This window comes from Kribbella sp. NPDC043289 (genome assembly GCF_056436705.1).
This window is the reverse complement of sequence record NZ_JBWKCB010000002.1, coordinates 83,649-94,618: the sequence shown is the minus strand read 5'-3', so window position 1 is coordinate 94,618 and position 10,970 is coordinate 83,649. Positions and strand designations below refer to the sequence as shown.

Below are 10,970 nucleotides of genomic sequence, written 5' to 3'. Positions count from 1 at the left end.
CAGCGCGGACGCCCCCCCTCGGCGAGGCGCTCCGTCAGACCCGCCTGCAGGCGACGTACAGCGCGCATTTCCACCGGCAGCGCCCACACGGACGCACACCAGCCGCGGCACCAGGCAAGAGCATCCATCGCGGACCCCGCAGCGTTGGCGGCGCGGCTCAATCAACCGATGTCACCCTCGACCAGGCGCTGCGCCAGACCGGCCTGCGCGGCGACCTACAGCGCGCCCAGCAACGCGCTCCGGCACACGCACGCAGACCCGAACGCGAGCTTGCGGGTACTCCGCGACCTGGCGACACGGTGGCGGTGCTCCACCCGAGCACACCGGTGCGAACGTACACAGCAGTCGCCGGATGGTTGGTGGCATCGAGCTGATTCGTCACCTGGGCTGTTATCGCGGCCGGGCGGTTCTGGGCGGAGTTCGGCGGCGGCTGAGGATGTAGATGGTTGGGGTCGCGCCGTTGTACCTGAGGAGGCGTTGGCGCACGAGCTTCAGCGTTGGCTGTCGTTCGACGGCGGCGAGGAGGGTGCGCTTGTCTTCTGTGAGGAGGACGGCTCGCCCGTCGGTGGTCAGGACCCGGTCGAGCTCCTGTAAGAAGGCTGGGTACAGGCGCTGGTTGGCCCGATGACTGCCTACTTGCTTGCCGAACGGGAGGTTCGAGACAACCCGATCCATGCTGCGGGAGACCACCGGAAGCGCCTCCGCCGCGGCCCTGACGAGCGAAAGATCACCGCGAGCGGCGAGGGCCAGGGCGGTCGGGTCATGGTCCATACCCAGGACGGTTGCCGTCGGGACGCGGCGGCGTACGGACCGCAGGATGGTGCCCGTACCGCAGAACGGATCGAGCACACGCTGCGTCGGATGGATCTTCGCCAGCCGGACGAGCACCTCCGCGACGATCAGGTTCGTTGACCAGGGCAACCGTTCCGGACCGCCGAAGCGGCGGGTCCACGTGAGCGGGCCGTATTCGACAACCCCGTCGGCCAGGTTGACGTCCCAGTCGCGCGGCCGGTTCAGCCAGCCGAATCGTTGCTCGGTCGCGGCGATCAACTCCCGTCGACGCTCCGGATCGTCCGCGCCGACACGGAATCTGATCGGCGATGGAAGAGTGCTCAGTACGCCGCTCCGCAGCGACTCCTCGAGATCGCAGACGGCGACCGTCGAATACAACGCGCAGGCAGCGAGTTCATCCAGCGGCCCGTCGACAACGCACTGCACGGTGTCGGCCGACGGCTGGTGGATGGAATGGATGGACGGCATCGCGCGGAGTTCCTCGATGAGGAGGTCCGCGGCGCCGTCGATCGTACGCAGGACAAGGTGATCGGTGACGCGGGCAACAACGCCGCGTCCCGGCTCGGGAAGGCCGGACACAAGAAGGCTCCTGAAGGCTCGCGATCGACAGAACAGTCGAAGCGCGGCGTACGCACGTCACATCGGGCCGACTCCACCCCGGGAGCCCGCCGCGTCGGTCGCGCCTACGCCTTCAGAAACAACGCATCGCGGGCACCTTAATATGGCGCGCGCCGCCTCCTCACCTGGATTTACGATGCACGCGTGGAGTACGACGTACAGGAGCGTTCACCGGACGACCCCGAACTGACCGGCCTGCTCGAGGCCGCGTTCGCCGAACTCGTCAAGCGCAACGGGCCCGAGGGCCGCTCGCAGGTCAAGAGCGGCGCACGGTACTTCGTGGTGCTCGACGGAGACGATCGTGCCGTCGGGTGCGGCGCCGTACAGGTGTTCGGCCCGGACACCGAGCACGCCGGCGACGGCGAGGTCAAGCGGATGTACGTCGCTCCACCGGCGCGCGGCCGGGGATACGCCCGCGCGTTGCTGGCCGGCCTGGAGAACGCGGCCCGCGCGGCCGACCATCCGGTACTGCGTCTGTCGACCAGCGAGCGGCAACCCGAAGCGATCGCACTCTACGAGTCGAGCGGATTCGTGCGGGTAGATCCGTGGGGCAAGTACGTCGCCGAACCAACCACCCGCTGCTACGGCAAGCGCATCGAGCCGCAAGGTATGTCCACGCACTGAGCCTGGACGGTGGGCGCCGATAGAATCTCGCGGTGGCGGGATCCCGGATCTACACGGTTGATCAGTTGCTCGAGGTGCTCGATCAGGTGGTGGGTGCGAGCGCTCGTGGCGATCGTTCGCACGCGTCGGCCGCGGAGTACTGGACCGGGTTGTTGACCACGCCTGGGCATCCGCTCGCAACCCAGCTCCCCGACGAACCTCTTGTCGACTGGCACGAGCGAGGGCTTCTCGGTGAGCTCGAAGGAAAGCGTGTTCTCGACGTCGGATGCGGCGGCGGACGGAACACGCGGTGGTTCGCCGAGCAGGGGGCGACGGTCGACGGGATCGACCTCGCCGCCGAGCTCCTCGACGTGGTCCGGCCGAGCATGCCGGCCGAGGTCACACTGACCGCTCTCGACGTACTGCGTGATCCGCTGCCGGCCGACACGTTCGACCTCGTGTACGACTCCGGCTGCTTCCACCACATCGCGCCGCACCGCCGGATCACCTACCTGCAACGGGTTCTGTCGCTGGTCCGGCCCGGCGGGCGGTTCGGCATCGTCACTTTTGCGGACGAGCGGATGGAGACGCCGAGCGATCTCGAGGTCGTCACCACCGGGGACACGTATGGCGGGATGACCTTCTCGCTCGACGACCTCCGCGTGATCTTCGGTGCCCTCAATCCCGTTGAGCTCCGCGCCGTGCGGCCGGGCAGGGAGGACACCTTTGGGCCCGACTTCCTCAACACCGGGCTGTTCACGGCTTGGAAACCAGTGGGTTCGCGGGTTGTGTAGGGCGCCTGTAGGGCATCGATTTCTTCCGCGGTGAGGGTTAGGTCGAGGGCGGTGGCTGCGTCGGGGAGGTGGTGGGGTTTGGTGGGGCCGACGATGGGGGCGGTGACGGTTGGGTTGGTGAGGACCCAGGCCAGGGCTACCTGCACCATTGGTACGCCGCGGGCTTCGGCGGCTCGTTGGACGGCGCCGACGACCGGCTTGTCGGAGTCGCTGAAGAAGCGGTCGGCGACCGGGTCGTTGCTGGCGCGCGTGGTCGACGTACCCCAGGGGCGGGCGAGGCGGCCCTTGGCCAGTGGGCTCCACGGGATGGAGCCGACGCCCTGGTCGGCGAGCAGGCCGAACATCTCGCGCTCCTCCTCGCGCTGGGCGAGGCTGTACTGGTTCTGCATCGACACGAACCGGGTCCAGCCGTGCCGTTCCGCGGTGTGCTGCAGCTTCGCGAGCTGCCACGCCCACATCGACGAGGCCCCGAGGTACCGCGCCTTACCGGCCTTCACCACGTCGTGCAAGGCCTCTATCGTCTCCTCGACCGGAGTCTCCGGGTCGAAGCGATGGATCTGGTACAGGTCGACGTAGTCGACGCCGAGGCGGGTGAGCGACGCGTCGATCTGCTCCATGATCGCCTTCCGCGACAGCCCCGCGCCGCCGGGTCCGTCGTGCATCCGGAAGTGCACCTTGGTGGCGAGCACGATGTCCTCGCGCCGCGAGTACTTGCGGATCGCGCGGCCGACGATCTCCTCCGACGTCCCGAAACCGTAGACGTTCGCGGTGTCCCAGAACGTGATCCCGAGGTCGAGCGCCTGCCGGAAGATCGGCTCGGCGGCCGTGTCGTCGAGCGCCCACTGGTTGAACCCGCGGGTGGTGTCCCCGAAGCTCATGCACCCGAGCGCGATCCGGCTGACCTTGAGTCCCGACGTACCAAGTCTCGTGTACTGCATCACACCGTCCTTTCGTCGGGGACCAGTCAACCCGGCGCGCCCCGCCGTGGGAGTTCCTCCCGTTGCGGGTAATGCGAGTACCCACTTCTCGGAACTCACCGTTGCTGACCCTATTTCAACGTTGTAAAGTGCTGGCGACCCCACCACACAGCATCACGGGAGAGTTCATGTCGCAGCCTCGCGCGGAGTACCCACGTCCGCAGTTCGTTCGGCCCGAATGGGTCAATTTGAACGGTGAGTGGCAGTTCGAGATCGACCGGTCGGACTCCGGGCTGGAGCGCGGCCTGCGTGATCGGGAGCTGACGCAGCGGATCGTCGTACCGTTCGCGCCGGAGACCGAGTTGTCCGGGATCGAGGACGTCGACTTCATGGAGGCGGTCTGGTACCGCACCACCGTCACGATCCCCGCCGACTGGGCCGGCAAGGAGGCGGTCCTGCACTTCCAGGCCGTCGACCACGACGCCACCGTCTGGGTGAACGGCCAGGAAGTCGTCCGGCACCGCGGCGGGTTCACCCCGTTCAGCGCCAACCTGCGCCACGTCGTCCAGCCCGGCGAGGAGGCGACGATCGTCGTCCGCGCCCGCGACACCCACCGCGGCCCGCAGGCGCGCGGCAAGCAGAGCCAGCTGTACGCGAACCACAGTTGCCTCTACACCCGGACCACCGGCATCTGGCAGACCGTCTGGCTCGAAGCGGTGCCGACGGTGCACCTGAAGCGCCCGCGGATCACCCCCGACGTGGCCGGCTCCAGCTTCCACCTCGAGGCCCCGCTGTCCGCGAACAAGGCCGGCTACAAGGTCCGCGCCGTCCTCAAGGACGCCGACGGCGAGGTCGCGATCGCCGAGGTGCGCGCCGACCTCGACCTGGCCCCGCGCCTCACCCTGCAGGTTCCGGCCGACCGCGTCCGGCTCTGGGACACCACGGATCCGCACCTGTACGACGTCCGCATCGAGCTGATCGATGCCGAGGGCAACGTCGCGGACACCGCCGACTCGTACGCCGGTCTGCGCTCGGTGTCGATCAACGGCAAGGCGATCCTGATCAACGGCAAGCACGTCTTCCAGCGGCTCGTGCTGGACCAGGGCTACTGGCCGGAGAGCCTGATGACCGCCCCGTCCGAAGAGGCGATCGTCCGCGACATCGAGCTCAGCATCGCGGCGGGCTTCAACGGCGCGCGGCTGCACCAGAAGGTCTTCGAAGAGACCTTCCTGTACCACGCGGACCGGCTCGGCTACCTGGTCTGGGGCGAGTTCGGCGACTGGGGCTCCGGCGTCGGCCACACCGGTGACGACAACCAGCAGCCGACCGCGACGTACGTCGGTCAGTGGCTCGAGGCGGTCGAGCGCGACTACAGCCACCCGAGCATCGTCGGTTGGTGCCCGCTGAACGAGACGCACCAGCTGCTGCACGACCGGATCACCCAGCTGGACGACGTCACCCGCGCGATGTTCCTCGCGACCAAGGCCGCCGACAGCAGCCGGCCGGTGCTGGACGCGTCCGGGTACTCGCACCGCGTGCCGGAGACCGACGTCTGGGACTCGCACAACTACGAGCAGGACCCGGCCGAGTTTGCCAAGCAGATGGCCGACCTGATCAACGACAACCCGTACGGGAACACCGGCGGCCCCGAGGGCAAGCCGATCTCCCTGGCGTACGACGGTCAGCCGTACTTCTGCAGCGAGTTCGGCGGCATCTGGTGGAACGCCGAGGCGGCGGCCGCCGGTCAGGACGGCCGCAGCGCCGAGTCCTGGGGCTACGGCCAGCGGGTCGCGAACGAGGAGGAGTTCTACACGCGCTTCGCCGGTCTCATCGACGCGCTGCTCGACAACGAGTTGATGTTCGGTTACTGCTACACGCAGCTGACCGACGTCTTCCAGGAAGAGAACGGCATCTACAACTTCGACCGCAGCAACAAGCTCGACGTACCGCGGATCAAGGCGGTTCAGGAGCGTCAGGCCGCTTACGAGAAGGACTGAAGTCCGAGGCTGCCGACAGCGACCAGGACCCAGAGAATCGCACCGAGAAGGAGCGGCCTGGGTCCTGCGTCGCGCAGCTCGCGCGGTCGCAGCGAGAGACCGATCGCGGTGAGCGCGGCGGTGATCATCGTGCTGCCGATCACAGTCAGCGTCGGCAACCAGGCTTCGGGTACGGCGCCCGCGGAGCGCAGCCCCGCCGCCGCGATGAAGCCGATCAGGAACAGCGGGACGAGTTTGCGCCACGGCAACGGTTTGCGGATCGAGGCCGTGGCGCCTTCGTACGAGCCCGTGGAGGTGGCGTTCAGCGCCCGCGCCGCGCGGTTCTCGCGGCGGATCTTGAGAGCCACCAGGGTGAGGACGATCGGGATCAGCGTCAGCGACCGGGTCAGCTTCACGACGATCGCCTGGTCGCCCGCCTGCTGGCTGTACGCGTAACCGGCCGCGACGACGGACGAGGTGTCGTTGACCGCCGTACCCGCCCAGAGCCCGAAGGCTTCGGGGCTCAGGTTGAGCAGATGGCCGAGCGGCGGGAAGGTCAGGACCGCGACGATGTTGAAGGTGAAGATCGTCGCGAGGGCGTAGGCGACCGAGGATCGCTTGGCGCCGATCGCCGCGGTGGCCGCCGCGATCGCCGAGCCGCCGCAGATCGCGGTACCGACGCCGATGAGCGTTTGGGTGTCGCCGCGTACGCCGAGGATTCGGCCGAAGAGCCACGCGCCGCCGAGGGCGAGCGCGAGGGTGCCGAGCATGACGGGCAGCGAGGAGACGCCGACGCGGGCGACCTGCTGCAGCGAGAGCCCGGTGCCGAGTACGACGATCGACAGCTGGAGCAGCGTCTTCGAGGCGAAGTCGTAGCCCGGGCGCCAGGCGTCGGAGCGCAGTACCGGGATGAAGGAGCCGGCGAGTACGCCGAGCAGAATTCCGAAAACCGGGCCACCTACCAGCGGCACCAACCGCCCGAGGGGCACCGCGACGGCGGTCAGCCCCAAAACGATCACCAACCCCCGCACTCGCCACACGGCAGAGCCGAGGCGACGGTGGATTGGCAGAACAGCAGAAGCCGCAGCAGTGGCGGGCTCGGCGTCCGCGGACCCGGCGGTGGCGGGGTCGACTGCGGCGGGGTCGGGACTGGTGGGAGCGGCGGGGTGGGGGTTGGGTGACCTAACCTCGACGTGCACCACTAGCCGGTCCTTCCTGCGGAAATGTGCGTACATTTACGGTAGGAGATGACCGGACATTTGGCAAACCCTGGGAGGAACTGGGTGAACACGCGCAGGCTCGACCGGGCTGCCGGGGATCCGTTGTGGAAGCAGTTGCAGGCGGATCTGGTCCGGCGGTTGCGGTCCGGCGAGTTCGACGACGCGTTCCCGGGGGAGCTCGCGCTGGTCGACGAGTACGCGGTCAGCCGGCACACCGTCCGCCAGGCCCTCGGCCAATTGCGCACCGACGGGCTGATCGTCGCCGAGCGCGGCCGCCAGCCCCGGGTCGCGACGGCGCCGGAGATCCGCCAGCCGATGGGCGCGCTCTACAGCCTGTTCTCGTCCGTCGAGGAGTCCGGCCTCCCGCAGCGCAGCGTCGTCCGCGCGCTCGACGTCCGCGCCGACGGTGTGGTCGCGGCCCGCCTCGACCTGGAGGAGTCCATCCCGCTCGTCTACCTCGAGCGCCTCCGGTACGCCGGTGACGAACCCCTCGCCCTGGACCGCGTCTGGCTCCCCGCGACCCTCGCCGAGCCACTTCTCGACGCCGACTTCACCCACACCAGCCTCTACAACGAGCTGGCCGAACGCACTGGCATCAACCTCGACCACGGCCGCGAAGACATCCGCGCCGTGAACCCCGCCCCCGCCGAACGCGCCCTCCTGCACTGCCCCGACGACGCCGCGGTGTTCTCGATCATTCGCCAGGGCAGCACCCAGAACCGCCCGGTCGAATGGCGCCATACGCTGGTCCGCGGCGACCGCTTCGCCTTGTCAGCAGAGTTCTCGGCGCACGCCGGCTACCGCCTGATGCCGGCCACCACCGCCCTCACCCAGGCGTGGTGACCCCCAACCGTTCCCGGAACGGATCATCCGACGGCAGCCAGCCCACTGCCGGGTCGAAGTCGACCGCCACATCCTGAGTCAGCGCCTCGACAGCCGCGAGTACGGCGGGACGCGTCTCGGACCGCCGCGACACCAGGGCCGACGTCCACACCGGCACCGGATCCACCACGGGTCGGCGTACGAACTCTCGAGGCAACGGCGTCGCGTCGCGTTTGGGCGAGCTGATCACCGGGCGACCGAGTCGGCGTACGTGATCGTAGAAGGCGGGACCGGTGATGCCGTGGTCGTCGATCCGGACCACTGACGCACCGGTTGCCCGCGCGAACTCGATCGCGTAGATGTTCCACGACGCCCACGCCGCGGTGTCCGCATCCACCAGAACCACCGTGTCGGCCGCTCGTACCGGCGACTCGTCACGCCCCACCGCGAACAGCCGGTCCGCACCCAGCAGCTGACCGGACAGCTCCTGCTCGGCCAAGTCCGTCGCGCGCGCCCAGCAGATCGCGAGATCGATGCTCCCGTCCGCGACCCGCCCGGCCTGCGTGTGCGACGGCATCACCCAGGCATCGACGAGCAACTGCGCCACCCCGGACACCCGCTCGGCCAGATCCAGCGGCCGCCAACTGACATAGCCCAACCGCACCGGCTCACTCGCCGCGAACCCCCGAGCGGTACGCCGCAACGCGTCGGCCTGCTCCAGGAGCGCCCGCGTCTGCGGCAGCAACGTCTCGCCGTACGGCGTCAGCGTCACGGTCCGCCGATCGCGTTCGAACAGCCGCACGCCGAGGTCCCGCTCGAGCGACTTGATCTGCTGCGACAACGACGGCCCGGCGATGTGCAAGCGAGCCGCGGCCCGGCCGAAGTTCAGTTCCTCGGCGACCGCCACGAAGTACCGCAACTGCCGCAGCTCCACGGCCGAAGCCTAGTGTCCCGGCTCGGAACGCTAGTAGGCCGAGCCTCTCAGCTGGGAGCAAAGCGGTCGTGGAAAACCCCCAATGGTTCGACGAGTATCGAAGTACATCCACTCGAGAAAGCGAGAACCATGAACTCCCAGAAAGTCGCCGTGATCACCGGGGCCTCCCAGGGGATCGGCGCCGGCCTCGTCACGGCGTACCGCAAGCTCGGCTACGCCGTGGTCGCGAACTCGCGGACCATCCAGCGGTCCGACGACCCGTGGGTACTGGCCGTCCCCGGCGACCTCGCCGAGCCCGGCATCGGCACGACCGTGATCGAACAAGGCCTGGAAGCCTTCGGCCGGATCGACACCCTGGTCAACAACGCCGGCATCTTCGTCGCGAAGCCGTTCACCGAGTACACCGACGAGGACTACGCGCAGGTCGCCGGCCTCAACCTCCGGGGCTTCTTCGACACCACCCGGCGCGCGATCGCCGCGATGCTGGACAACGAGGACGGCGGGCACGTCGTCAACATCACCACCAGCTTCGCCGAGCACGCCTTCAGTTCCGTGCCCGCGGCCCTCGCGGCACTGACCAAGGGCGGCCTGAACTCGGTCACCAAGTCGCTCGCCACGGAGTACGCCACCCGCAACATCCGCGTGAACGCGGTGTCGCCCGGCGTCATCCGTACGCCGATGCATCCGCAGGAGACGCACGAGTTCCTGGCGGCCCTGCACCCGGTCGGCCGGCTCGGCGAGATCGACGAGATCGTCGACGCGGTCACGTACCTGGAGAGCGCGAAGTTCGTGACCGGCGAGGTACTGCACGTCGACGGCGGTCAGCAGGCAGGTCACTGACATGAAGCCTTGGCGTCTGGCGGGACAAGGCGCGGCGGCGCTGGCCGGCGGGATGGGGATCGGGCGGTTCGCGTACACCCCGATCCTGCCGCTGATGCACGCTCAGGCCGGCCTGACCCCGCGACTCGGAGCGGCACTCGCGACCGCCAACTACACCGGCTACCTCGCCGGTGCGGTGGCCGCGGTCGTCGCGCCGCGACTGGTCCACTCCCGCTGGACGCTGCGGCTGTCCCTACTGATCCTCACCGCGACCCTCGCACTGATGCCGGTGGGCCACAGCGGTCCGCTCTGGTTCGCCCTCCGACTGATCGCGGGGGTCGCGAGCGCGCTGGTGTTCGTGATCGCGGTGAGCGCCGTACTCCCCCGGCTGCGCAGTCACCACGTGGGCTGGACCTTCGGCGGCGTCGGCGCCGGTATCGCGCTCTCGGGCGCGGTGCTGATCGGCAGCAACTGGCGTACGGCGTGGTGGATCACGGCCGTACTGACCATCGCCTGCACGATCCCAGCCTGGCAGCTGGCCGGATCGCCGGCCCCACGCACCCAAGGGGCCGGCGGCAGATCGCGGCACTTCACCGCGCTCCTCACCAGCTACACCCTCGAAGGAATCGGATACATCATCGCCGGGACCTTTTTGGTTGCCGCGATCAACGAAACCGCCTCCGGCCCGGTCGGCAACGGCGCCTGGATCATCGTCGGCCTGGCAGCCCTGCCCTCGACCGCGATCTGGGCCGCGCTCAGCCGGCGTTGGTCGCGATCGAGGCTCCTGCTGATCGCGCTACTCCTGCAGGCGGTCGGGATCGCGCTGCCCACCGTCGTCCACGGCGTCGCCGCCGCCCTGATCTCCGCCGCGCTCTTCGGCGCGACGTTCCTCGGCGTCGCCAACCTCGCGCTCGCGATCGGCGCCGAACTCCAGGTCCCGCACGCGGTCGCCATCCTCACCACCGGCTACAGCCTCGGCCAGATCATCGGCCCGCTGGCGGTCGGACCCTTGCTCCACCATGGATACCACCAGGCGCTCCTGGTCAGCGCCGCCGTCGTAGCTCTCGCCGCGACCGCCGCGCTGCTGGTCCGCCACCCCTCAAGGAGACTTGCATGAACGACATCCTCACCAGCGTCTTGGACCAATGGAAGTCCGGTGTCGACGCCCACGCTCCGGAACGCGTCGCGGCCCTCTTCACCGAGGACGCGATCTTCCAGGGCCTGCACCCGTACGGCGTGGGCCGGGAAACCGTCCGCGAGTACTACGAATCGCAGCCGCTCGGGATGGCCGCGCAGTACCGGATCCTCGAGACCCGGCAGCTCTCGGACGACCTGATCCTCGGGTACCTGACCGTCGACTTCACCTTCACCGACCGGCCCACGTTGACCGTCAACCTGAGCGTGCTGCTCCGGCGGACCGGTGACGGTTGGCTGATCACCCACTACCAGGTCTCGAAGTTGTAGATACTGACCGC

General features: G+C 68.8%; 10 protein-coding genes and 1 pseudogene. 7 read left to right on the top strand and 4 right to left on the bottom strand.

Annotated features, from left to right (window positions below; genetic code table 11):
• Window positions 1–390: 390 nt before the first annotated feature.
• The gene (locus AC0662_RS12280) at window positions 391–1,371 is read right to left on the bottom strand and encodes a TRM11 family SAM-dependent methyltransferase (RefSeq protein WP_478300359.1); all 981 of its coding nucleotides are present in this window, start codon (window positions 1,369–1,371) and stop codon (window positions 391–393) included.
• 183 nt (window positions 1,372–1,554) lie between these two features.
• Here AC0662_RS12280 and AC0662_RS12275 point away from each other — a divergent pair, with 183 nt between their 5' ends.
• Together AC0662_RS12275 and AC0662_RS12270 are read left to right on the top strand one after the other, a co-directional pair.
• Window positions 1,555–2,034, top strand: a complete 480-nt coding sequence (locus AC0662_RS12275) for a GNAT family N-acetyltransferase (protein WP_478300357.1) — start codon at window positions 1,555–1,557, stop codon at window positions 2,032–2,034.
• Between the two features lie 32 nt (window positions 2,035–2,066).
• Window positions 2,067–2,555 (top strand): annotated as a pseudogene (locus AC0662_RS12270) (class I SAM-dependent methyltransferase); the annotation flags it as partial.
• Here the strand turns inward: AC0662_RS12270 and AC0662_RS12265 are convergent.
• Window positions 2,522–3,745, bottom strand: coding sequence for an aldo/keto reductase (locus tag AC0662_RS12265; RefSeq protein ID WP_478300355.1), 1,224 nt, complete (start codon window positions 3,743–3,745; stop codon window positions 2,522–2,524). The pseudogene AC0662_RS12270 and the gene AC0662_RS12265 sit on opposite strands and share 34 nt — an antisense overlap.
• A 167-nt stretch (window positions 3,746–3,912) precedes the next feature.
• Here AC0662_RS12265 and AC0662_RS12260 point away from each other — a divergent pair, with 167 nt between their 5' ends.
• Window positions 3,913–5,721: a glycoside hydrolase family 2 protein gene (locus AC0662_RS12260; RefSeq protein WP_478300353.1), complete on the top strand. Its 1,809-nt coding sequence runs from the start codon at window positions 3,913–3,915 to the stop codon at window positions 5,719–5,721.
• Here AC0662_RS12260 and AC0662_RS12255 read toward each other — a convergent pair.
• Window positions 5,706–6,731 carry a YeiH family protein gene (locus AC0662_RS12255; protein ID WP_452197319.1) on the bottom strand — a complete coding sequence of 342 codons (1,026 nt, stop codon included), beginning with the start codon at window positions 6,729–6,731 and terminating at the stop codon, window positions 5,706–5,708. The genes AC0662_RS12260 and AC0662_RS12255 overlap by 16 nt on opposite strands.
• 252 nt (window positions 6,732–6,983) lie before the next feature.
• On the opposite strand from AC0662_RS12255, the gene AC0662_RS12250 reads away from it, so the two are divergent.
• The gene (locus AC0662_RS12250; protein WP_452197318.1) at window positions 6,984–7,763 is read left to right on the top strand and encodes a GntR family transcriptional regulator; all 780 of its coding nucleotides are present in this window, start codon (window positions 6,984–6,986) and stop codon (window positions 7,761–7,763) included.
• On the opposite strand, the gene AC0662_RS12245 is transcribed toward AC0662_RS12250, so the two are convergent.
• Window positions 7,747–8,676, bottom strand: coding sequence for a LysR family transcriptional regulator (locus tag AC0662_RS12245; RefSeq protein ID WP_478300351.1), 930 nt, complete (start codon window positions 8,674–8,676; stop codon window positions 7,747–7,749). The two genes, AC0662_RS12250 and AC0662_RS12245, sit on opposite strands and share 17 nt — an antisense overlap.
• A 129-nt stretch (window positions 8,677–8,805) precedes the next feature.
• On the opposite strand from AC0662_RS12245, the gene AC0662_RS12240 reads away from it, so the two are divergent.
• Genes AC0662_RS12240 through AC0662_RS12230 form a run of 3 tightly spaced genes read left to right on the top strand, consistent with a single transcriptional unit; the run spans window position 8,806 to window position 10,959 of the window.
• Complete coding sequence (locus AC0662_RS12240; RefSeq protein ID WP_478300349.1) at window positions 8,806–9,516, top strand: SDR family NAD(P)-dependent oxidoreductase; 711 nt, start codon at window positions 8,806–8,808, stop codon at window positions 9,514–9,516.
• 1 nt (window position 9,517) lies between these two features.
• Complete coding sequence (locus AC0662_RS12235) at window positions 9,518–10,612, top strand: YbfB/YjiJ family MFS transporter (RefSeq protein ID WP_478300347.1); 1,095 nt, start codon at window positions 9,518–9,520, stop codon at window positions 10,610–10,612.
• Window positions 10,609–10,959: an SgcJ/EcaC family oxidoreductase gene (locus AC0662_RS12230; RefSeq protein WP_478300345.1), complete on the top strand. Its 351-nt coding sequence runs from the start codon at window positions 10,609–10,611 to the stop codon at window positions 10,957–10,959. The genes AC0662_RS12235 and AC0662_RS12230 overlap by 4 nt, the downstream gene beginning before the upstream one ends.
• The last annotated feature ends 11 nt before the right edge of the window (window positions 10,960–10,970 follow it).